Source organism: Paenibacillus senegalimassiliensis, from assembly GCF_001486585.1.
GTDB lineage: Bacteria > Bacillota > Bacilli > Paenibacillales > Paenibacillaceae > Fontibacillus > Fontibacillus senegalimassiliensis.
The window spans coordinates 1,116,476-1,138,150 of record NZ_LN909046.1 but is presented as its reverse complement, the minus strand read 5'-3'; the positions used below and the strand labels follow the sequence as shown (position 1 = coordinate 1,138,150).

23 protein-coding genes are annotated in these 21,675 nt (G+C 47.6%); 8 read left to right on the top strand and 15 right to left on the bottom strand.

Annotated elements, in window-relative coordinates:
* The first annotated feature begins 205 nt into the window (after positions 1-205).
* On the top strand, positions 206-394 hold the full coding sequence (locus BN3279_RS19345; RefSeq protein WP_059053100.1) for a hypothetical protein: 189 nt from the start codon (positions 206-208) through the stop codon (positions 392-394).
* Positions 381-1,358, top strand: a complete 978-nt coding sequence (locus tag BN3279_RS19340; RefSeq protein WP_059053098.1) for a phosphotransferase enzyme family protein — start codon at positions 381-383, stop codon at positions 1,356-1,358. Before BN3279_RS19345 ends, BN3279_RS19340 begins: the two co-directional genes overlap by 14 nt.
* Before the next feature lie 325 nt (positions 1,359-1,683).
* On the opposite strand, the gene xerS is transcribed toward BN3279_RS19340, so the two are convergent.
* Together xerS and BN3279_RS19330 are read right to left on the bottom strand one after the other, a co-directional pair.
* Complete coding sequence (xerS, locus tag BN3279_RS19335; RefSeq protein ID WP_059053096.1) at positions 1,684-2,763, bottom strand: tyrosine recombinase XerS; 1,080 nt, start codon at positions 2,761-2,763, stop codon at positions 1,684-1,686.
* Between the two features lie 157 nt (positions 2,764-2,920).
* Entirely contained in the window at positions 2,921-3,490 is a 570-nt protein-coding gene (locus BN3279_RS19330) for a YdeI/OmpD-associated family protein (protein WP_059053094.1), read from the bottom strand.
* A 186-nt stretch (positions 3,491-3,676) separates the two neighbouring features.
* On the opposite strand from BN3279_RS19330, the gene BN3279_RS19325 reads away from it, so the two are divergent.
* Positions 3,677-3,856, top strand: coding sequence for a small acid-soluble spore protein H (locus BN3279_RS19325; protein ID WP_018753937.1), 180 nt, complete (start codon positions 3,677-3,679; stop codon positions 3,854-3,856).
* A 93-nt stretch (positions 3,857-3,949) separates the two neighbouring features.
* On the opposite strand, the gene BN3279_RS19320 is transcribed toward BN3279_RS19325, so the two are convergent.
* The 4 genes from BN3279_RS19320 to BN3279_RS19305 all read right to left on the bottom strand — a co-directional run bounded on the left by BN3279_RS19320 (position 3,950) and on the right by BN3279_RS19305 (position 8,180).
* Positions 3,950-5,938 (bottom strand): GTP-binding protein, encoded by a 1,989-nt coding sequence (locus BN3279_RS19320; protein ID WP_392396879.1) that lies wholly within the window; start codon positions 5,936-5,938, stop codon positions 3,950-3,952.
* A gap of 9 nt (positions 5,939-5,947) precedes the next feature.
* Positions 5,948-7,306, bottom strand: a complete 1,359-nt coding sequence (locus BN3279_RS19315) for a PFL family protein (RefSeq protein ID WP_059053091.1) — start codon at positions 7,304-7,306, stop codon at positions 5,948-5,950.
* An 18-nt stretch (positions 7,307-7,324) separates the two neighbouring features.
* Positions 7,325-7,594 (bottom strand): ACT domain-containing protein, encoded by a 270-nt coding sequence (locus BN3279_RS19310; protein WP_018753935.1) that lies wholly within the window; start codon positions 7,592-7,594, stop codon positions 7,325-7,327.
* 103 nt (positions 7,595-7,697) lie between these two features.
* On the bottom strand, positions 7,698-8,180 hold the full coding sequence (locus BN3279_RS19305; protein WP_059053090.1) for a MerR family transcriptional regulator: 483 nt from the start codon (positions 8,178-8,180) through the stop codon (positions 7,698-7,700).
* Between the two features lie 221 nt (positions 8,181-8,401).
* On the opposite strand from BN3279_RS19305, the gene BN3279_RS19300 reads away from it, so the two are divergent.
* Positions 8,402-9,256, top strand: a complete 855-nt coding sequence (locus tag BN3279_RS19300; protein ID WP_059053088.1) for an SDR family NAD(P)-dependent oxidoreductase — start codon at positions 8,402-8,404, stop codon at positions 9,254-9,256.
* Positions 9,257-9,279: 23 nt separating this feature from the next.
* A complete protein-coding gene (locus BN3279_RS19295) occupies positions 9,280-10,134 on the top strand; it encodes an SDR family NAD(P)-dependent oxidoreductase (RefSeq protein WP_059053086.1) in 855 nt (284 codons plus the stop codon).
* A 56-nt stretch (positions 10,135-10,190) separates the two neighbouring features.
* Here BN3279_RS19295 and BN3279_RS19290 read toward each other — a convergent pair whose 3' ends face one another.
* The 6 genes from BN3279_RS19290 to BN3279_RS19265 form a co-directional block, all read right to left on the bottom strand.
* Positions 10,191-10,751: a GNAT family N-acetyltransferase gene (locus BN3279_RS19290; protein ID WP_059053083.1), complete on the bottom strand. Its 561-nt coding sequence runs from the start codon at positions 10,749-10,751 to the stop codon at positions 10,191-10,193.
* Positions 10,752-10,849: 98 nt separating this feature from the next.
* Positions 10,850-11,719: a VOC family protein gene (locus BN3279_RS19285; protein WP_059053081.1), complete on the bottom strand. Its 870-nt coding sequence runs from the start codon at positions 11,717-11,719 to the stop codon at positions 10,850-10,852.
* Positions 11,720-12,050: 331 nt separating this feature from the next.
* Entirely contained in the window at positions 12,051-12,485 is a 435-nt protein-coding gene (locus tag BN3279_RS19280) for an Rrf2 family transcriptional regulator (RefSeq protein WP_059053080.1), read from the bottom strand.
* Positions 12,486-12,668: 183 nt separating this feature from the next.
* Entirely contained in the window at positions 12,669-13,136 is a 468-nt protein-coding gene (locus tag BN3279_RS19275; RefSeq protein WP_059053078.1) for a hypothetical protein, read from the bottom strand.
* Between the two features lie 121 nt (positions 13,137-13,257).
* Positions 13,258-14,343 (bottom strand): AI-2E family transporter, encoded by a 1,086-nt coding sequence (locus BN3279_RS19270; protein WP_059053075.1) that lies wholly within the window; start codon positions 14,341-14,343, stop codon positions 13,258-13,260.
* An 82-nt stretch (positions 14,344-14,425) separates the two neighbouring features.
* Entirely contained in the window at positions 14,426-14,698 is a 273-nt protein-coding gene (locus tag BN3279_RS19265; RefSeq protein WP_059053073.1) for a hypothetical protein, read from the bottom strand.
* A gap of 120 nt (positions 14,699-14,818) precedes the next feature.
* Between BN3279_RS19265 and BN3279_RS19260 the strand changes: the two genes are divergently transcribed.
* Positions 14,819-16,168, top strand: coding sequence for a TrkH family potassium uptake protein (locus tag BN3279_RS19260; RefSeq protein ID WP_059053071.1), 1,350 nt, complete (start codon positions 14,819-14,821; stop codon positions 16,166-16,168).
* An 87-nt stretch (positions 16,169-16,255) separates the two neighbouring features.
* Positions 16,256-17,488: an aminopeptidase gene (locus tag BN3279_RS19255; RefSeq protein WP_059053070.1), complete on the top strand. Its 1,233-nt coding sequence runs from the start codon at positions 16,256-16,258 to the stop codon at positions 17,486-17,488.
* Between the two features lie 86 nt (positions 17,489-17,574).
* Here BN3279_RS19255 and BN3279_RS19250 read toward each other — a convergent pair whose 3' ends face one another.
* The 3 genes from BN3279_RS19250 to BN3279_RS19240 form a co-directional block, all read right to left on the bottom strand.
* Positions 17,575-18,855: a hemolysin family protein gene (locus tag BN3279_RS19250; RefSeq protein WP_187377822.1), complete on the bottom strand. Its 1,281-nt coding sequence runs from the start codon at positions 18,853-18,855 to the stop codon at positions 17,575-17,577.
* Positions 18,856-19,133: 278 nt separating this feature from the next.
* Entirely contained in the window at positions 19,134-19,586 is a 453-nt protein-coding gene (gerQ, locus tag BN3279_RS19245) for a spore coat protein GerQ (protein WP_059053068.1), read from the bottom strand.
* A 24-nt stretch (positions 19,587-19,610) separates the two neighbouring features.
* A complete protein-coding gene (locus tag BN3279_RS19240; RefSeq protein ID WP_059053066.1) occupies positions 19,611-20,033 on the bottom strand; it encodes a cell wall hydrolase in 423 nt (140 codons plus the stop codon).
* Positions 20,034-20,301: 268 nt separating this feature from the next.
* Here BN3279_RS19240 and BN3279_RS19235 point away from each other — a divergent pair, with 268 nt between their 5' ends.
* Positions 20,302-21,627, top strand: coding sequence for an FAD-dependent oxidoreductase (locus BN3279_RS19235; RefSeq protein WP_059053064.1), 1,326 nt, complete (start codon positions 20,302-20,304; stop codon positions 21,625-21,627).
* The last annotated feature ends 48 nt before the right edge of the window (positions 21,628-21,675 follow it).

Here is a 21,675-nt window from a genome sequence, read left to right as displayed (position 1 = left end):
TTACTACGTATATCTTTATCTTGAAATGTAATTAAGCAGGCTTATCTCTTTTTTGTGAGACACAAGTCTGCTTAATTAATCACAGCGGCGCAAGCGCAACATGATAGGGGATGAAGGGATAAGTCCCGCATAATTACGTTCAGAATAATCACATTGGACAATCGACGCGCATCGTTGCGTCCCAGAAGCGAAAGGAAGAGTAACGATGATAATGACAAAAAAAGAAATGCTGTTCATTGTGCAATCACAACTTGCTATTGACCTGAATTGCTCTGTCGATGACCTGAACGGCGAGAAGGATAGCATTATTTTTGTTGAAGCTAAAGAAAATCCTGGATGCAGACCATTTCCGAGGAAGGCACGGTATACGGTGATGTTCTATGGACTATACTAAGTGTTTTAAGGAAGTCTTACTGCAATATTCTTTTACTGACCCTATTGTCGAATTGATTCGTCATAATGAAAACATTACATACAAGTTAACAGAAAAGGGATCTGAAGATACTTACCTGTTGCGAATGCATAAACCCATTACGAAAAACATGCAGGGTGTACAAAATACACGTGAGGCCATTCTATCGGAATTAGAATATCTGATTGCTTGGTCGTCTCATTCTGAATTACCTGTTCAAAACCCTGTTCCAAATCAAAACGATGAACTAATAACAACCGTTATCGTTGAAGATGAAGAAGTACATTGTTCAGTATTAAAATGGATTTTTGGGGAAACCATGTCTAAGCAAGATTTTAACAGTGAGGAAACGGTTAATACCTTTGGAACAAATATAGCCAATTTGCATCGATTTTCGCTGAGTTATCAACATGGCTCATGTTTTATAAGACCAGAATATGGAATAGAGTGGACGAATACCATGTTAACTAAATTGCGATTAGGTGAAGAAATCGGAATCATCACATCAAGAGAATTTCATATTATTAAAAATACATTTTTGTTAATAAACGCTCGTATGAAAGAATGGAACAAAACGAAGGATACATGGGGGTTCATCCACGCTGACATAAACTACAGCAACTTAATCCTCACATCAAAGGGGATATCCTTCATTGACTTTGGTTTATCGGGTTTTGGATATTACATGATGGACATCGCTATGGGCACCTTAATGACTAAAGGCGAGATGCGAGATGCGTTACTATCTGGCTACACGAATATTATTCCAAAAAGAGTAGACGTCGAGCAATTAGAGGCATTCATGTTTTTGGCGATAGTTGGATACTATACGTTTATAATAAGCCAAAAAAATAAGCATAAGTGGATACGTGAAAATATATCAGGTCTGATTGAACATCTTTGCAAACCATTCCTAAACGGCCAAACAGTTTTTTATAATATATGACTGAGAAGCGAGTGACCATATCCAGCCCCTAAATCCGTCGGGACATCCAAAAATAATTGTAAGAAGACAGACAGCTGGTCACAGAAAATGATCAGCTGTCTTTGTCAGCTAACCATATCAAGTTAAGGTTAGTGGGATACGGGAACTTATAAAAAAACAAAGTGAAAATAGAGCTATATAATGTATGACACTAAATTAAAATTCTTATAGAATAAGGTTGAATAACATTTATAATATATATGTACAAAATACGGGTTTTGTGAAATAGTCATAAGTAAAATAGAAAAGACTGAGCATTTTTATTAATGTTAGTCTTCCGTCTTTTCTATTCTTTAATTTGATCCATATTGTTCACAGCCGTTCTCATCTCTTCATCTGTTAAATGCGTATAGATCATCGTCGTTTGAATAGAGGCATGACCCAGTTGGTTCTTCAGCCGTGGTACGTCATTGTTCTCCTGGTGGTATCTTGTCGCAAAGGAATGTCGCAAGGAATGCACGGTCAGTGCTGGCTTTCCAAAGGCTGTTGCGTATTTCTCAATCAGCTTCTCAATGGCCCGCGGCGTTAATCGCCGGTTCATGCCTTTGCGCCCGATTGGCGCTGCCATAAACAAAAACGTCTCTGATTTCTCCGGCTTATACCTGGACTCACGGATGATCAAATAATCGTTCAAATCCGCCAATGCCTGCTGACTAAAATAAACGTATTGTTCCTTATTGCCTTTACGAATGACCCGCACCTGACCCTTATTCATATCCAGGTCTTCAAGGTTAATCCCGGCAACTTCCGATAACCGGAGTCCGGAGCCAAGAATCAGAGAAACGATGGCCGTGTCACGTTCCCGATTAAACTCATGAAACCGATAAAGTCGTTTATTCTCCCGGTTCTGAACACCAAAATCATAGGCGACAAACTGCCGGAACAATTCAAAATCATCTGACCGAAGAATTTTACCCTCAATACGATTGGCAATGGTTTCTTGGCTTTCTTTCATGGCATTAAATTCAATTTTGGCCATCACGTTTCGCATAAGATAAGGCTCTAGAGCTTCAGTTTCAGCTTTATTTTGCAAATAATCAAATAGTGACTTTAACGCTGAGAGCTTGCGGTTAATCGTATATTTAGAATTATTTAGCTGATACTCCAGGTAAGTAAGAAAACTCTCGATCTCACGAGCCGTCAACTTTTCTAATACCGAAAGTTCCACGTCCTTGCGAGTAGGGGCCACAAACTTCTCAGCCACCAGCCAATCAAAAAAAATAATAAAGTCGTGGCAATAATTCAGCAGCGTCGTGTGCGATAATTTCCGCTTGCGCGTATCTATGTATTCATTAACATACCAAGGTAAATCAATCAGCTTATCGTCAATTCGGCTCATATAGTGCGCTTTAGCGGCTTTATCCATAAAAATGCACACCTCCTGATAGTTCCATTATAATTACTATATAATTATTCGTCAAATTATTATTTTACGTAATAATAAATAAGCAATGATCTCAACAGATCATCACTCCTCCGGCCAAGCTGCAAATCACAAACTTCAATTCGTTTAGTGTTAACCATCAATTTTTTAATAGCCGCCCATCATCATGCCATTGGCCATACATTTTATTTTCACGAGTATACTTCAGGAACTTCTCAAGTCTGCTATGGAATACGTCTGGCTGATTTTTGTAGCTTTGAATCGTATCAATGCGAATTCTCTGATAAAGGTTCGGGAATGCCACAAAATTTTGATAGGTCTGATCATCGGCTTTTAGCTGCTCCAACAAAAATTCATCTATGATAAAAGAATTCGGGTCCATATCCGGGAGCACCAGCCTGCCCTGCTCTCTCATCAGTCCAAGCTTCTCAAGACGACGAGCTCGTTCTTTATTTAATTCCGTCCATGAGCTTTTGTTACTTCTCGGAGATATACGCTGGGCCAGATCCCCTTCAGGCAGCTTCTTCTTTATGCCATCAATCCAGCCAAAGCATAAAGCTTCCTCAACTACGTCCAGATATAAAAGCTTATCAGAAACTGGGGTCATGCTAACTACAACCCAGCAGGCTTTCTCCGTTCCCGCGTGTTCTTCCAGCCATTGTCTCAGCTCTTCTCGCGATGCTGTTTTGAGCAAGTTGTGGATTTCCATGACTGTTAAGCCTCCATCAATCAAATTATACTAACCATTAATTCATGGCATAAATTATAAGGATCAGAGCATGTATTTCATCAAACATTGGGCTTTATTATAACACAACGACAGAAAGCGCATAGAGCTAGATTGGGCCGGATAACCTAAGCATGCCCTACAATACAACTTTGGAGGAATGAATCCATGAATAGCCAGCGTGCCAAAGACATTGTTGCTTCCCCTACTATGGTAGAAGTCACTTGTGACGGAGTTCCCATCTATATTCAGCATGTCGACGAGCAAAACAAGACTGCACGAATTTATCCGCTAGGTCAACCTGAAAATGAACAAGAGGTCGCTCTTTCCCAACTACACGAGCTGTAAACCAAATAGGAGGCGATGCCAAGTGGCGTCCCTCCTATTGTCGTCCAATTAACATCTTTACGTCCAAGTTAACATAACATTTATTATGTTTTATTAATCTCTTGAACTACTTCTCTTGTTATCATGCAGCGTTACATGCATATGACTCTCTGCTTCATCCCAAGATACAGCATAACCTTGACCCTTGGAGCAAAATATAGATGTTGAGGTATAAGCCGGGTCCGCATTCTTATCATAATTTCGCCGGGCGATGGCCTCTTCTGCCTGATGGCATGGCTCATATCCACCGAATTTCAGCGATAATGCCCCTTTTCCGTGTGTTAACGAAGCTAACTCCGTACTGTAATTCATGAAAGTTGCTACTGGGACGACTCCAGTGAGGCTTGCCGTAGACTCGGAGGTCTCCGGAGCTTCAAATCGACCGTGCGCCTGCTGGATATCGGTTAAGATTTTGCCCAGGTATTCAAGACTAACCTTGATTTTGAAATGATACACCGGCTCAAGTAGAATATTCTCTGCCTGCTCTAGCCCTTGACGTATTGCACGAAACGTAGCCTCGCGAAAGTCTCCCCCGCTGGTATGCTTATTATGTGCCCGGCCGGTTAACAGGGTAATCGCCACATCGGTTAGTGGCGCACCTGTCAGCAGGCCATGATGCTCCTGCTCCAGTACATGCTGACCGACCAAATGCTGATAGCCAGTGACAAGATCGTCGGGATGACAAGCATTGACGAAGACAACACCGCTATTTCTAACCGCAGGCTCTAGCCGCAGATGAATCTCTGCATAATGACCGAGCGGCTCAAAATGACCACAGCCAGATACAGGTCCGGCGATAGTCTCCTTATACAATATTTCCGGAGCGCCGAAAGTAACCCGCATGCCGAATCGCTCCAGCAACACCTGCTGCAATACCTCCAGATGGATGTTGCCCATGACATGAACATGAAGCTCTTGCAGCGCCTCATCCCAACGAGTACCCAGTGTGGGGTCTTCAGCATCCAGTTGACGAAATACACCAAGCACCTCTTTAATATGAAGTGGTGGCTCAAACTCCACACGAGATTGCAAGGTCGGAATCAGTTCCGTGTCCACCGTATCCAGACATACGCCCAAGCCTTCGCCGGGAGCCGCTGCGCCAAGTCCAATGACAGCGAACAAGTCGCCCGCCTCTACCTCTTCAACTTGGACGTAACCTCCACCGTTATACTTACGGATAGATGTAATCTTATCCTTCTGGCGATCGGTCTCCGGTCCATATTCCAGGAGTTCCCGGACCCTAAGCCTTCCTTGCAAGGCCTTGATGAAGGTAATCCGCGTCCCTTGCTCATCGTAACGAATTTTGTGTACTCTCCCGCCGAAGGGGAGTTCTCCATCATAAGTGGTTACGGTCAGGTTATCCAGCATTTTCAAAAATTCGGCAATGCCTTGATCCAGTAGCGCAGACCCTTGCAAGCAAGGAAACACCTGCCCTTCCTGGATCAGCCTGATCAATTCAGCACGCCACGCTTCGTCAGACAGGGTTCCTTCCAGATAGGCTTCCAACAGCTTGTCATCTCGCTCCGCCATCCAGACTTTTTGGGTATCCTGTAGCGGTTCCTCACAACTCCAGCCGCGTAAATCCAGTACATTCGGAGACAACTCCTGGCAGATGTCGCTTAGCACCTGCTCCGGGTCCGCACCTGTACGGTCAATCTTATTGATAAACAGAAACGTCGGAATGCCATAGCTGCGCAATAATTGCCACACCGTCTCCGTATGTCCCTCTACGCTCTCCACCGCGCTGATGATGATTACTGCATAATCCAGCACCTGCAAGGCTCGCTCCATTTCAGCCGAGAAATCAACGTGCCCTGGGGTATCCAGTAAATAATACGTCGAGTTCCCATAGTGCATCTCCGCCTGGTCGGCAAAGACGGTAATGCCCCGTGCTTTCTCAATCTCATGACTATCCAGAAAAGCATCCCGGTGATCGACCCGCCCCCGGCTACGAATCGTTTGCGTATGGTAGAGCAATGCTTCGGCAAACGTAGTCTTGCCTGCATCCACATGGGCCAGCAGTCCGATCGTTTTCTTCATCATCTATCCCGCCTAGTTCTTAAAGCTATGAATCGGTGCCGGAATACGTCCACCACGTTGGATGAATGGGGCACAGTTGAAGCTGTTCACTGGCATAACGGGCGCATAGCCCAGCAATCCACCAAACTCAACAATCTCGCCCACTTCCTTACCAATCACCGGAATAATCCGCACAGCGGTCGTTTTGTTGTTAACCATGCCGATGGCTGCTTCATCAGCAATGATACCGGAAATAGTGGCACTACTTGTACTACCTGGAATAGCGATCATGTCCAGGCCTACGGAGCAGACACAAGTCATGGCTTCGAGCTTCTCAAGCGTCAACGCACCGCGCTGTACCGCTTCAATCATGCCATGATCCTCACTAACGGGGATGAAGGCACCGCTAAGGCCACCTACATAAGAAGAAGCCATAACGCCGCCCTTCTTCACGTTATCGTTCAGAATAGCCAGTGCCGCCGTAGTACCGGGAGCCCCCGCTTCCTCCAGCCCCATTTCCTGAAAGATTTCAGCTATGGAATCACCAACTTCGGGTGTTGGCGCCAGGGATAGATCGATAATGCCAAAGGGAACGCCAAGCCGCTTGGAGGCTTCCTGTGCCACAAGTTGCCCTACCCGGGTCACCTTGAAGGCCGTGCGCTTGATTGTTTCGCAAAGGGTCTCAAAATCCTTGCCCTTCACATCCTCCAGCGCCCGCTTCACTACACCAGGACCGCTGACTCCTACGTTAATGACGCATTCCCGTTCTCCTACGCCATGGAAAGCCCCGGCCATGAACGGGTTGTCCTCTACCGCATTACAGAACACAACCAGTTTGGCGCAACCGATTGATCCCAGATCTGCGGTCCGCTCAGCCGTCTGTATGATGATTTCACCCATGCGTTTGACCGCATCCATATTGATACCGCTGCGTGAGGAGCCAACGTTGACCGAAGAGCATACGCGCTCTGTAACAGCCAACGCTTCTGGAATGCTATCAATCAGAATGCGATCCCCTTGCGTAAAGCCCTTTTGTACCAGCGCCGAAAATCCTCCGATAAAGTTGACGCCCACCTGCTTGGCCGCTCTATCCAGCGCTTCGGCTACTGGAACATATGTATCGGTCTTGAGCCCGCCTGCGGCGATGGAGATCGGAGTCACCGAGATTCGCTTGTTCACGATCGGCACGCCAAATTGCTTCTCCAAATCCTCACCCGTCTTCACCAAATGCTCGGCACTGCGAGTAATTTTATCATATATTTTCTGATTGAATACGCTCATATCCTCATGCGCGCAATCCATCAGGCTAATGCCCATCGTAATCGTCCGCACGTCCAGATTCATTTCCCGGATCATTGTATTCGTTTCCTGTACCTCTACGCGTGAAATCATGGTGTTCTCTCCCCTTTCTCAGATCCGGTGCATCGTATTGAAGATATCCTCATGCTGGAGCTTGATTTCTACGCCAATGGCTTCGCCCAGTCCCTGCAGTTCCTCTACCAGCCGTTCAAATTCCTTGGATGCCGCCGAAATATCCACGATCATCATCATGTTGAAATACCCTTGAACAATCGTCTGCGAGATATCCAAAATGTTGACACCGCTATCCGCCAGATACGTACATACCCTTGCGATAATGCCTACCTTGTCCTTGCCCAGTACAGTAATGATTCCCTTCACCGAAGCTTCCTCCTTTAAGTTCAAACCCTGCCGCTAGCTCATCTTGGCGAGTGTCTATTTCGCTTATTATGGCAAAAGTCGAGGAATTGTTCAATAACTAGGTTCACTGTGGAAAATAACCCATCTCTAAGGGAGACACGCTTTTGCTCTTGGATTTCTGTCCAGCAGGTTCCAAATGAGTGCTAGGGTCTTCGACCGCACACTCCTGACGGTAGCTCCCTTGCACAAGCTTAAGGTCGATAAAGTCCACCACTTGCTGCAACGAAACAATCTGCTCCACAATATGCTCGCGGTGCATTTTCATAAAATCCACCAGTTCCGGATAATCCCCAGGGTCTGCATCAACGGACACTTGCAGGAAGGGACGCATCTCCTCAAGTGGCATTCCCGTCTTCTTCAGGCAGCCAATCAGCTTAAGTGTCTCAATATCCTTCGAGTAGTAAATCCGGTGGCCATTTTCCTTCCGCTTGGCACGTGGCAGCAATGCTATCTTCTCATAATAGCGAATTGTATCCTCAGAAAGACCTGTGCGTTCGGCCGCTTGCTTGATGGAAAACACCTCAGTGTCCGCATGAGTCATACTCATAGCCATCTTCCTCCTTTATTTTGTTGAGTCAAAGCCTATTCTTATTCCGAACCGTGTGCTTGACGTCATTATATAACTTGGAGTTAACTCCAGGTCAAGTAGCCTTAAAATTTATTGATACGTGAATGAATGGGCTGCTTGACTTGGAGCCGACTCCAACATCTACACTGTTCCCTACTGGCAGCCATACAATGCTGCTCAATTACATGGGAGGGATACACATGCTTAGAAATACAAGAGAACAAGTGGCTCTGATTACAGGGGCCAGTTCGGGTATCGGACTGGAATTGACTCGCAAATTGTTGGAAGAAGGCTGGCAGGTCATCGCCTTGAACCGATCTGCGGTGCCATCGGGCGACATACCGTTGCAACAAGCCGTTCAGAGCGGGCAGCTTCGTATTTACACCGTGGGCGATTTGGCTGATTATGAGAGCTTAAGGTATGCCCTGCAAGAGGTTCGTGAGAAGGAATCGTTCATCGACGTACTCTTTAATAATGCCGGAGGAAGCTTCCACGAACTTACCTATAGTCGTCAGGGCCGGGAAACGCACTACGAGCTCATGACCGTTGTTCCGTATATCATCACCATGGAACTCAAGGAACTTCTACTGAAGGGGCATCTTAAAACCGTCATTAACACCTCATCCACTGCCCTGAATATGATTAAATCCTTTGATCTTGAACAATTGGAGCGTCCGAAGAAGTTCCGCAAATTGTTGGGGCCTTACGCCGCCTCCAAGTTGGGGTTATCGCTATGGACGGAGGCCGTAGCACCATGGCTGGCCAAGGAGGGCATTCTCATTCGCAGTGTGGACCCAGGAAGCAATAATACACTCCGCAAAGGCAAACAATCCGGGCTACCCATCTGGCTGGAGCCGATTATGCGCTATTTCTTCGCCCCCCCAACGCATGGAGCCAGCCTGCTGCTTGACGGTGCCTTTGGGGAACATCGGGGCCAGACAGGTGTATTTGTGAACAAAGGAAAGATTCAGTCGCTGCCTTTCAGAGCCTATTCCGAACCACTACTTGAACGGCTCCAGCAAGTTTATACAGAGGAATATAAGCTTATACGCTGATTATTGAACAGGAGGGATAGGTTATGCAATATGATACCAAGCATCAAGTTGCCTTAATTACGGGGGCCAATTCGGGAATCGGACTGGAATTAACCAGAAAACTGCTCCATGAAGGCTGGCAGGTCGTGGCCTTGAATCGATCTGAGGTCCCATCTGGCGACAGGCTGCTGCAACAAGCGGTGAATCAGGGACAACTGCGAATTTATAAGGTGGCTGATCTTGCCGATTATAATAGCTTGCGGCGGACACTCCAGAAGGTTCGGGAGAGCGAGCCGTTCATCGACGTGATCTTTAATAATGCCGGACAGAGCTTTCCCGAGCTTACTTATACGCCGCAAGGTCGGGAGACCCACTATGAGCTTCTAACTATCGTGCCTTACCTTATCACTATGGAGCTTAAGGAACTGCTACTGAAGGGCCAACTCAAAACGGTAATAAATACCTCCTCCTCCGCACTCAACATGCTCAAAACATTTGAGTTTGAACAACTGGAACATCCGCTAAAGTTCCGCAAGATGCTGGGGCCTTACGCCGCTTCCAAGCTAGCACTGTCATTATGGACGGAGGCACTAGCGCCATCGCTGGCCAAGGAGGGCATTCTCATTCGCAGCGTTGATCCAGGTAATAACAATACGGTTCGTAAAGGTCAAAAGTCCGGACTACCCATCTGGCTGGAGCCGCTCATGCGCTTTACCCCACCCCCAACGCACGGAGCCGGACTGCTGTTTGACTCTGCCTTAGGGGAACACCGAAGTAAGAGCGATGTATTCATTATCAAAGGGAAAATTCAGTCGCTTCCCTTCAGAACATTAGCCAAGCCCGTACTGGAACGAGTCGAACAGATTTATCGGGAGGAGTTCCGCAAGGTTGATATATAACAAGAAGAGCTTTGTCCCAGGCCCGTAAAGGTCAAGGACAAAGCTCTTTGATTACACTAACGTTGCAACCTGTCTTGATATTGCTTCTTAAGTAAAGCGAATAGAACGGCATCCACGAACTGATTCTTCTCGAAGAAGCATTCCTTCAAGTAACCTTCCTCGTAGAAGCCCACCTTCTCCAGCAAATAACGGGACCGGATATTATCCGGATCAATAAAGGCTTCCACCCGATGCAGTCCCCGATCCTCAAACCCAAAGCGCAACACCTCTTGCAGCACCTCGCTCATGACGCCCTGCCCCCAATAGGCAGGATCTAGCTCATAACCGACCTCGGCCTTCTGATGCGTCTTGGACCAGTTATGAAATCCGCAGGTGCCAATCACCCGGCTGCTCTTCGATTTGACGATGATGGCCCAGCGATAGCCTCGACGCTCTGTGTAGCGACTGTTCCAGGTCTGAATCAGTTCCTCCGCCTGCCGAAGCTCTACAAATCGTTCCAAGTCATAATATTTAGTCACTTCATCCGTCGAGAAGTATTTAAAGAGATCTGCGGCGTCTTCCGAAGTTAGCTTTCTGAGAATAAAGCGTTCTGTCTCAAGCTGCGGGAACAGTTTCATGACGGTCCGTCCTTTCTCCGTAGACTTCTTGCTAAATCCATTATAGAGGAAGAAACAGGACGAAAGAAAGGGCCAACCATTCCATCATGACAAACGAATTAGGCTGCAACAACCTCAAGCTTGATGCCGATGCCAAAGGGGTCATGCAGGGAAATGCCACTAAGCTCCCGCTCATAAGGAACATTAGCTTCCTCAAGACGGCTTACGACCGCCTCGAGCGCAGATGCGTCCGGCAGCGTTGTCGTGAAGTAACGAATGCCAACCGCATCCTCCGGTGCCGGTGGTGCTCCCGCCCCTGCCCACAGATTAAGGCCAATGTGGTGATGATAACCTCCAGCAGCGATAAATAGAGCAGCCTTACCATAATGCGCGGTCACTTCAAAACCAAGCACCTGGGTATAGAATTGCTCTGCCTTCTGCAAATCGCCCACATGAAAGTGAACATGCCCAATCCGTGTTCCTGCAGGCAATCCGTTCCACTCCGCTGATTCAGAGAGAGTCAGCAGACTGTCAACATCCACCGTGTCGGTGGTCATAACATATTCCCCGCCGCTATCCTTCTGCCACGTCTCACGTGGACGGTCTGCATAGATTTCAATTCCATTTCCGTCCGGGTCGTTGAAATAAAGGGCTTCACTGACCAAATGATCTCCTTGCCCCACAGGGATTTGATGCTTGACCAGGTTCCGCAGGGCCAGTCCCAAGGACACACGATCCGGCAGCAGTATGGCAAAATGGTACAAGCCCGATACGGACATTTCCCGCAGGACGCGGTATTCAGGGTTAGCATCGAGAATTAACAGCGATTGTTTGCCATTCGCAGTAAGCTCTACGGTCTGATCATATTGTTTAAGCACCTGAAAACCCACTGTTTCACGGTAAAATTGAAGTGATTTCTCCAAATCTCTAACTTTCAAGCGTACAGTGCCAATCTGAGCGGCAGCATCAATAGGTAATGGATAAGACATCATAAAACGCCTCCTTCTAAGTAAATACAGCATCATGGCATTTCAAGCCGAAGTTCGATTCATTTCCAAGCATTTAATCGTCGTTTTAAGTGTAGATTCAGGGAAATCATGTAACTAATATAGTTACACCAACTTATTGTAATCATTATAGTTACAGGTTAGCGATATGTCAATCACTTATTGTAGTCTTAGCACCGCCTGCTCATACAAAAAATGCCCCTGTTAGGGACATTTTAAGAGGTAGTTCAAAAAGTCGTCTTTCCAGAACGAAGCAGCTCGAGGAGTAGATTCGACTTTTTGAACACGTACTTAAGGACAATCTACATCAAGCTTATACGACCTCTGATTTAGAAGACAGATCATCTACAATATCCTGAAGCGTCACTGCCGCGAGTGTCTTCTCCATCGCCTTCTGCGCTGAAGAGAATACAGGTTCAATGGCCGACTGAATGTTACGCCCGACCGGGCAATTCGGATTAGGGCGGTCATGTACTGCGAACAGGCCATCCTCTTCCACCACGTTTACCGCACGATAAACATCAAGCAGCGTAATGTCCTCCAGCTCACGTAACAGCTTCGTTCCGGCCACACCAGCCCGCACTTCCACCAGTCCCGCCTTATTCAACATACTCATAATACGGCGAATCACGACCGGATTGGTATTCACACTACCAGAAATATATTCCGAGGTGCTTACGCCTTCCTTGTTAAATTCAAGCAAGGACAAGATATGAATGGCAACTGAAAATCTGGAGCTGATCGTCATAACAGCACTTCCCCCTTTCCACTTCCTTGTAACAATATTAGTTACAAGGAAGTGTTATGTCAATAGGATTCCCCCACAAGCCAAGAAAGAAGCCGCCAAACCGCACAAAACAATCACGGTCTGACGGCTTAGTTCCCGTTCCTTTCTCAAATGGACTAGTCCCAGGTAATCATCAATAGACAATCACCCATACACATGAATATCACGGATTTGCTTGGCCTGCTCGATATACGGACCTTCAGACAAGTTGTTAAAGGCCAGATGCGTCGCCCGCAAACTGAGAAGCTGATCCCCTGGCTTTAAGCCAAATTGCTGCCAGGTGTGCAGAGGCAATGTAAAGTAATGGCTGCTATTGAGATGAACCCAGCAGAAGGTACGTTCTTTGAATGTGATGGTCTCCCCTTCGGGGATGGCGAATCGTTGAAGCTCAGGCATGCTGGCAAAAATAGAAGCCAGCGGCGAGTTTGCAATTAACTCTTTGCATACGACGCTAAAGCCTTTGACCGTATTGCGCCCTGTCATTAAAATAATGTTGGAATCCGGCTTAATATGGTACTCATGTAGGGCTTGATCCGGAAGGTAAAACGATCCGTCAGGAAGCACTTTGCTCCATGCGTAAAAAAACTTCCCGCCTTTGGCATTAACTGCCATGCATATCATCCCCCGAGCGTATTAGATATCTTTTTGGTAGGTTAATCATCGCCCAATTGCGGGGGCTGGAGATATGATTTTAATCACGCTTTCATAAAGGTGATACTAACGATACAGGCCTTTATTCCGGTAGTTTTTCAATTCTGGAGGCAAAATAAGCTTTATGTGCTCTCAGCACCACAATCTTAAGCATCATATAGACCGGAATCGCCAGGATCATTCCCAGGATACCGGCAAAGTCTCCTGCTACCAACAGCAAAATGATTGTCGTAAGTGGATGAATGTTGATGGTCTTGCCATAGATATATGGCGAGATGAGATTCCCTTCAACCTGCTGGGCTATCACCACAATCACAATAACCCAGATCACCATGGATGGCGATACGGTAAACGCCACAATGACACAGGGAATCGCCCCGAGCAGCGCACCGAAATAAGGAACGAAATTGAACAGCGCTCCCACTACAGCCAGCAACAACGGGTATGGCAACCCAACCAGCCAGAACCCGATGAAGCTCATCAAGGCAAGTACCACGGCACTAATCATCCGTCCGGCAATGAAGCCCTTGAGCATATTATCAATATCATGAATGACGCTACTACCGTCCTTGCGGTACTTGGCGGGCAGCATACGTATCAAGGCCGGGGTAACCCGCTCATCTTCCTTGAGCATGTAGTACAAGAAGATGGGAACGGTACCGACAACAATTACAAAATCATTCAAGAAGGTGAAGAAATGAGACAGATATCCAGAGATGGCTTCCACCGCTGAATTTAAATGCTCGGTAATTTTGTTCATCAGCTCCGGGCTGCTCTCATTGGCCACCATGGAAAAGAACGTACTCTCGCGGATATTTGTCATTTGCTTTTGCAAATTACTGATCAGCTTGGGCACGTTATTCATGAACTCAATAATCTGATTTTGCAGCGGCGGCCATACAACGATAAGGAACACCGTCAGTACGCCGGCAAACAGCAAATAAATCAGCAGAATCGATAAGATCCGGTTTAGCTTCTTGCCATCCAGAAACTGCACAATCGGTCGCAACAAATAATACAGAAACCCCGAGATCGTTATCGGGACAATCAGTATACTTACCAATGTAACCAATGGATTAAAAATAAAGCTGACCTTGGATAGCAAATAAATCATTGTCAGCAGCAGAATAATCCCAAGCGATGTACGGTAGAATGGATGTTGCAGCATGTGATGCTCCCCCTCCCTTCTCCTTAATTATGAGCATTCCGGGCAATCCGTTTGTGCTGCCCATTGTTTAGTTCAAGCTTATTTAATTCTCCGGCAAGGTATCCCAGGCGGCATCCAGCAAAGTGTCGAACCAGCTATCCTCCTGCTCGATCTTGGCATCCACGTCGAGAAGCTGCTCCTCCATGCCAGGCTCTCCGGCATAATGCAGGCTGTAATCCCAATCATGCCCCCGCTTGCTGAAGAAGGAGATTTCATAGCCAACCTTGTGACCTTCAACCTCAAAGATGGTCTTGCCGATATAGGTCCCGTCCTCCTGACGCTTCATTTGTGCGCTTACAATATGTATTTCCTTCATACAATTAGCAACTCCTTTATGCAGTGAATAACTTTTTGACATTGTACATTCTTATTGCAATATCGTACCATGTTTTATGTCAATATCAATACGCAGAACTTGTATAGAGGTGGATCACCCTTGCCAAAACCAAAAAAATCGCTACTCTCCCCTGCCAAAGTATTAACCTTGGGATTTGCCCTTATGATTATGATCGGCACGTTTCTGTTATCGCTTGCCCCCGCTTCGGTGGAAGGCCGGAAGCTCGATCTGATTGATGCGTTCTTCACCGCGACTTCCGCTACCTGTGTTACGGGGTTGACCGTGGTTGATACGGGAACGCATTTCAGCTTGTTCGGGCAGATTGTTATCTTGCTACTGGTGCAGATCGGGGGACTCGGCTTCACAACCATAGGTACGCTAATTCTCCTGGCCTTCAACCGCCGGATCTCCCTGCGAGATCGGCTGCTGCTTCAGGAGGCTCTGAATTACCATCAGATCGGCGGATTAATGCAATTGATCCTGCGCGTTCTCGCCTATTCCCTGACCATAGAAGCGGTTGGGGCGCTGCTGCTTGCCGCCAGGTTCTCCTACGATATGCCAGTGGGACAAGCCGCTTATTACGGGATCTTCCATAGTATTTCTATCTTTAACAACGGAGGCTTCGATCTGTTTGGCAAAATTCATGGTCCCTTCAGCGGACTTGCCGAGTATGCTAGCGATCCGTTTGTAAATATCGTGGTCATGATCTTGATTTTTCTTGGCGGGATTGGCTTCATCGTCATTTCCGACCTGCTCGGCTATCGGCGCACTCGGCGTCTGGCCTTGCATACTAAAGTGGTCCTAACCATGTCGGCCATCTTGACGGTGGTTGGAGCCCTGCTCCTGCTGATTAACGAGGCTGGAAATCCTGACACCATGGGAACGATGAACTGGATGGATCGTGTGTACGCCAGTCTCTTTCATTCTGTCAGCTCCAGATCTGGAGGCGTCAGCACAGTCACCATTGCCAACATGGAGCAATCCAGCCAGTTCCTGCTGATTCTGTTGATGTTCATCGGGGCCGCTCCCGGCTCCACCGGTGGCGGAATCAAGGTGACGGTGTTCGCCATTCTGCTGGGTGCCATGTACACCATGATTCGAGGCAAGGAGGATATCGTCTTCTTCCGTCAACGCTTGTCCAAGGGTTCGATCATCAAGGCGATTACCCAAACCTGGCTGGCCACCTTCCTGGTAGTCTTCGTGGCTATGACCCTGTCTGCGCTGGAGGACCGCTCCTTCCTGGCGCTGCTGTTCGAGACGACCTCGGCCTTCGCCACCGCGGGACTTAGCCTTGATCTGACCCCGCGGTTAACCGATATCAGCAAGGTTATTCTGTGCATCGTCATGTTTCTTGGGCGGATAGGTCCACTGACATTGGCTTACGCCTTCACTTCTAAATCCAAGAAGGAATTATTAAAGTATCCTGAAGGCAAGATTATTATAGGGTAAATCACGCCGAGAGGTCCCGAATTACAATTGTTATTCGATTGGTGTATGATAGAACAATAACTTATTTAGTATGGAGGAGAGTTCGATATGTCCGATTTTCAAACCAAATTGGAGAAATATGCAGAATTAGCAGTCAAAATAGGCGTCAACGTCCAGCAAGGACAGACCCTTATTATCAATGCCTCCATTGATTGTGCGGAACTGGTTCGCCTGATCGTCAAGCAAGCCTATGAAGTGGGTGCTCGCTTTGTCAAGGTGAACTGGAGCGACGACACGGTCACTCGTCTTCGCTATGATTTGGCGGCTGAGGAATCCTTCCTGGATGAGCCGAAATGGTACGCGGGAGAAATGCTGGAATACGTGAAGAATGGTGCTGCCGTACTGCACGTGATGTCCTCTGATCCCGATCTGCTGAACGGTGTGTCTACCCAGCGATTGACCAATCACCAGAAGGCCTACGGTAAAGTAATGAAAGAGTATCGTCAATTGCAGATGTCCGACAAGTTCAGCTGGTCCATTGTGGCTGTGCCATCCAAACCATGGGCAGATAAGGTATTCCCTGATTTGGCAGAATCCGATCGTGTCAACGCGCTTTGGGAGACTATTTTCCGGACCGTACGCCTCGATCAACCAGATCCAATTGCCGCTTGGAAACGTCACATCGATAACCTTAAGGAAAAATCCGAGTATCTGAACAACAAACGTTACAAGAAGCTTCATTACATAGCGCCTGGCACCGATTTGACCATTGAATTGCCGGAGGGGCATCTGTGGGTGGCTGCAGAAAGTCATAACGCACAAGGGCATACCTTCCTTGCCAACCTCCCTACGGAAGAAGTGTTCACCGCTCCTCATAAGTCCGGGGTGAACGGTACGGTAACTGCAACGAAGCCGCTTAGCTACCGGGGGACGATCATCGATGGCTTCTCGCTCACGTTCGAGAACGGACGTATTGTGGATTACAAAGCTGCTGTAGGCCAAGATGTCTTGAAGCAGCTTGTTGAATTGGACGAAGGCTCACGCTCCTTGGGTGAGGTGGCATTGGTGCCACATAACTCCCCTATTTCCCAGTCCAACATCCTGTTCTACAACACGTTGTTCGACGAGAATGCCTCTAATCACTTGGCCATCGGTAATGCCTATGCCTTCAATCTCGAAGGCGGCAAGGACATGAGTCAAGAGGAACTTTCTGAGCGTGGTCTTAACGCCAGCCTGGCGCATGAGGACTTTATGGTAGGCTCGGCCAAGATGGACATCTTTGGCATCACAGCCGACGGCAAGGAAGAGCAGATCTTCCGGGAAGGCAACTGGGCCTTCTAACTAAGTCCCAATTACGTCTCTCCCAGCACACAAAAACGAAAAACCGGATTCCTCGTCATGAGGTCATCCGGTTTTATTTATTATTATCAGGCGCCTGCTTCCTCCAGTGGCATCAATTGCTGCCGGAGAATCTGAACGCGGGAAATTCTCTTGTTGTCGGTCTCTTCCACAATATAAGTATATTCGCCGTACTCAACGGCATTTCCAATCTGCGGCGGGAGAATATCAAGCCGGGCGTAGAGCCATCCCCCGATGGTATCGTAATCCTCAGAGTCCAGATCCAGACCAAAGTGATCATTAATCGCTTCAATCAGCAGCAAGCCGTCTACAGAATACACTTCGGTATCCAACTGCTCAATGGCAGGGCGCTCCTCGTCAAATTCATCCTGAATTTCCCCGACGATCTCCTCTACGATATCTTCCAGCGTCACCATCCCGGAGGTTCCTCCGTATTCATCGATCAGAATAGCAATTTGCGACTTGCCTCTTTGCATGCGTTTCATCAGATCGCTGATCGGAATGGATTCGGGAACAGCCATAATCGGCCGAATATGGTCGCGCAGATGGCGGGAATGAGAACGAATCAAATCCTTGACATGAATAAATCCAATAATATGGTCCTTATCCTGATTACATACGGGATAACGGGTTCGCGTGCCTTCCAGGGCAATTTCCAGGTTCTCCTCCAGCGAGTGCTGGGTGTACAGGCAAATCATTTCCGTCCGGGGAATCATGATCTCCCGAGCGGTAGTATCAGCGAATTCAAATATGTTGTCCATGAGCGACATTTCTGTGCTGTCGATCAAGCCGCTTTCGCTGCTCTCCTTCATCATAACGCGAATTTCCTCTTCCGTATGCAGCGACTCCTGCTCCGAGACCCGGGTCATGCCGAACATGCGCAGCAAACCACTCGAAAGAAGATTTAACACCCAGATGAAAGGATACATCAGCCGGTAAAAAACACGCATCGGCCAAGCCAACCATAACAGGATGGTTTCAGCCTTGCGAACGGCGATCGTTTTCGGGGCCAATTCCCCAAGCACAATATGCAGGACGGCAACCAGTACAAAGGCAACAGCTAGCGATATGATATACACCGGCCTCTCACCGAAGCCCATCCACTTAAACAATGGTCCAAGCATGCGGGCAACCACCGGTTCCCCAAGCCATCCCAGTCCAAGCGAGCTAAGGGTAATTCCAACCTGGCATGCCGATAAATATCCATCTAGCCGATCTAACAAATCCTTGGCAATTTTGGCGCCTCTGCGCCCTTCTTCCGCCAATGCGTCGATTCGCGAACTCTTGACTTTGATAATAGCAAATTCCGCTGAAACGAAGAATCCGTTAAGCAATACCAATAAGATCATCCATCCTACAGAGAAAAGACTCGGTAAAGGGTCACTCAATACATTTCCTATTCCCACTGATGAGGCGGCGAATAGGTGCACCTCCTTCGTGATTTGAAATTGATTGAATCATGACTTACAATAATTATCAAATTCCACATCAACTTCCCAATAGACCCATCTCCTTTGATTATATATTATACACTACACAGTCAACCGCTGCCGTATTCCTGTCGATCGGGCTGTAACTAAGAAAAAGCATCCAAAAAAGAACACCCCTTGGGTAAGGGGTGTTCGCTCTAACTCCGTCTTGTTGGCGGAGCGCCAATTGTGCCCGGATATTGGTAGGTCAGAGGTTCATCAAAGGTGGCATAGTCGAAATTCACCATAAGCATAATCGTACGTACCCCCGTCACCGGGTCACTGATAATGATGTGGTCACGTCCGGCAGCCTCGAGCACGCCCTTGAATATCTTGGCATTCCATTCGCTGTTATTCTCGTATGTCATGTAGAAGGTTCCAACCTTGCCCAAGTTCAGGCGAAGTATGTTCTCGATATAGGATTGCTCGTAGGATGTAACAGGTACAGGGACCGCAGTACCACCGGCGGTCATTGGACTGCCGCTGGGAATTTGCGGCGGGATTGTGCCTCCTCCTGCTGACATCATCGGGTATCCCATCCCCTTATAGTGAGGGGCAGGTTGGTTAGGCCCCATTGGGTAGGCCATCGGCCGGTAAGGCTGTGTGAACATGTAAAAATTCCTCCTCTTTATTGGTTAATACACAGTAGGACAATCCTCCGCAGTCGGTGCAAAGAAGCAATGGGCTTTGAATCTGCCAGTATTTTGCTGATTGTACCAGGTCCCGGGGCAATCACCGGCCGGGCGAAAGAACCATAACGCATTGGAGGCCGGCCATACCCGTTCCCCATCAATGATGCGCTGCGCCAAGCGGATATCACGATCACGTGCTCGTTGATAGAAATAGCCCTTCTGCGTGGCCTCAAAACCGCCAGGACTTTGAAAAACCATTCGGTTCATATCGCGAATATCACGGAAATCAAGGCAATCGCCAAGAATGCGGTTAACGCCGACATTGCCGACCATCAGCATTCCCTGCTCTCCTTCTCCCTCCGCTTCTGCACGCATCAGGCGCGCCAGCAGCCTGACGTCCTCGGAATTGGTCTTGATTACAGCCAATTTCGTACCTCCTTCCTCCCTGCTGAACGCTATATCTTATGTGCAGATGCCCATCTTGGTGCCTAAGAAAGGGAGAAAACAACACACCCATTTGCTGGAAGCACAGGCTATTGAATGCGATTACAAAATTGAACAAATTGTGTCCATTTCTATGGACGCGCTTACATGAATAGCATATACTGAAGGTAAATAAAGTTTGTTTATAGGTTTGTAGCTTTTTCTTTATAAAACGCTTGGCTTCATAAACACCTTTTAGGAGGTTTCCCCCATGAGAATTGCGATTATTGGCGGTGGGCTTGCCGGACTGACGGCTGCCGCTTACCTATCGAATCACGGTGATACGTCCGGTACGGTATTCGAACGGAGTCCGCAACTGGGTGGCCGCGCTTTTACTTATGAGAAATCGGGATTTACTCTGAATTACGGGGCACATGCGGTATACGGAATAGATCGACACACGCTCCACACTATGGAAGATGAACTGGAATTGAAATTTCAGAACAAGCAGGTAGACAAACGTAAGGTCGTTTACGCCAAGCACGGACAGTTAACCCCGGCTCCCCTTGATTTTGTCAATGTCATGAAAACCCAGGTACTTTCTCCACTGGAGAAAATGCGGTTTGTGGCTGAAATCGCTGCTGTCATCGGCAACATTCATCAATTGAAGCAGCACCGCACCTTGGGAGACTATCTGGAACAGTCGACGGCATCGGCAGATGTGAAGGAATTATGGGAGCATCTGGTCTGCTCCAACTTCTTTATTACACCTGAGGAAGCCAGGAAAGTGCCGGGTGATGTCATCGCGGACTATTATCATAACCTGTTCCTATCCAGCCGGCCCGTCAGCTACATTGTAGGTAGTTGGAGTACGATTACCCATCAACTGACCGAGAAGATTGGCATGAACCCCAAGTGGGATATTGCCACCAAGGAACCTGTGGAGTCGATTGAGATGCAGGATGGCCGATTCATATTAAATACAAAAACGAGGCAACAGCTTGAATTTGATCAAGTTGTGTTCGCCATGCCTGTGCAGCAGATCAACAAGTTGCTGGAAGGCTCAGCGTGGAGCGACTTTATGACTCCTTATCAGGATAATACCGCTACCGAGGTGCTGGTGTACGATATTGGGTTATCCAAGGTCGTAGCTCGTCCGTTCCATTATATCAGTGACATGGATCGCAAAATCTTCGTTAGCGATGTATCTGCAACGGACTACACGGCGGCCCCAGTCCATGGCCAATTGCTCCAGGGAATTGCCTACCTGAACGACGATTTCAAAGAGGAACAAGAGAAGAAGGAATATCTGGAGCAGAAGACCAAGCAGATGGAGTCCCTGTTTGACACTTATTATCCGGGGTGGCGCGATTGTCTTGAGGTGAAGCGTGTATCCAAGAAAGCAATGGTTGCCAGTGTAAAAAATGTTAGTGGCAATAAGCTGCTGCCCAATCGCATGGAGGGGCTCCCCTTCTATTTCTGCGGGGACGGCTGCGTTGGCAAGGGAGAGCTCGCGGAACGTGCCTTCTCCAGTGGACGCACGGTAGCGCAAATGCTGCTGGAAGAGACGGCTGACACTAAAGCCCTGGCTTATTAATTCATCATAGAAAAGCAGAAGCCTTCATGGAAGAAGCAGGTTTCCTCT